Raw genomic sequence first — 1400 nt, forward strand, 5'->3', positions numbered from 1 at the left:
GGCTCGCTCCCACAAAGGAATCTGCTTGCCTGACTGTTGTTACCCACCGTTGAACCATCCCACGTCTACGCTCCTCTATGAGTAACCACATGCACTCATAGGGAAGCCCGCATGCTCAAGCCACCTCATCTGTTAATCATTGCCCTGGCTACGGGGCTTGTCGCGTGTGGCGAGTCTTCCACGTTGCAGGTTTCCGACGGCACCGGGCCGTCGCCGAAACTGCCCGAGCCGAACAAGACCCTGATTCCCACGGTGAATATCGCCGAAGCGGTCGGCTGGCCGGACGGCGCCAAGCCAACCCCGGCCCAAGGCCTGCAGGTAATCGCTTTTGCCGAAGGGCTGGATCATCCGCGCTGGCTTTACGTACTGCCCAATGGTGATGTGCTGGTCGCCGAAACCAACGCCCCGCCCAAGCCCGACGATACCCAAGGCATTCGTGGCTGGGTCATGAAAAAAGTCATGGGCCGGGCCGGTGCCGGCGTGCCCAGCCCCAACCGCATCACCCTGCTGCGAGACGCCAATCACGATGGCATCGCCGAGACCCGGACGATTTTCCTGGAGAACCTCAATTCGCCGTTCGGCATGACCCTGGTCGGCAATGACCTGTACGTGGCCGACACCGACCGGTTGATCCGCTTTCCGTACAAGGAAGGCGACACACAGATCAAGGCACAGCCAACCAAGGTGGTCGACTTGCCGGGTGGCACTTTGAACCACCACTGGACCAAAAACGTCATCGCCAGCCGGGACGGCAGCAAGCTGTACGTGACCACCGGTTCGAACAGCAATGTCGGCGAGAACGGCATGGAAGCGGAAGAAGGCCGCGCGGCGATCTGGGAAGTCGACCGCGCAACGGGCACGCACCGCATCTTCGCCGCGGGCCTGCGCAATCCCAATGGCCTGGCGTGGGAGCCACGCAGCGGCGCGTTGTGGACGGCGGTCAACGAACGGGACGAGATCGGCAGCGACCTGGTGCCGGACTACATCACGTCGGTGAAGGACGGCGGCTTCTATGGCTGGCCCTATAGCTATTACGGGCAGAACATCGATGTCCGGGTCGAGCCGCAGAACCCCGAGCTGGTGGCCAAGGCCATCGCCCCCGATTATGCCGTCGGCCCGCACACTGCCTCCCTGGGCCTGAGCTTCGCCGAAGGCAGCAAGTTGCCCGCGCCGTTCACCGAAGGGGCTTTCATCGGGCAACACGGTTCCTGGAACCGCAAGCCCCACAGTGGCTACAAGGTGATTTTTGTTCCGTTCAGTGGCGGCAAGCCGGTCGGGCAACCAGTGGACGTGCTGACCGGTTTCCTCAACGCAGACGAAAAAGCCCAGGGCCGGCCGGTGGGCGTGGTGGTCGACAAGCAGGGTGGGTTGTTGGTGGCCGATGATGTGGGGAACAAGAT

The 1400-nt window shown here is 62.5% G+C and carries 1 protein-coding gene; it reads left to right on the forward strand.

Annotated elements, in window-relative coordinates:
• Positions 1 to 111: 111 nt before the first annotated feature.
• A partial coding sequence (locus ACE04F_RS22075; RefSeq protein WP_486109925.1) for a PQQ-dependent sugar dehydrogenase occupies positions 112 to 1400 on the forward strand: 1289 nt, incomplete at its 3' end.

The organism is Pseudomonas sp. AGC41 (assembly GCF_057334555.1).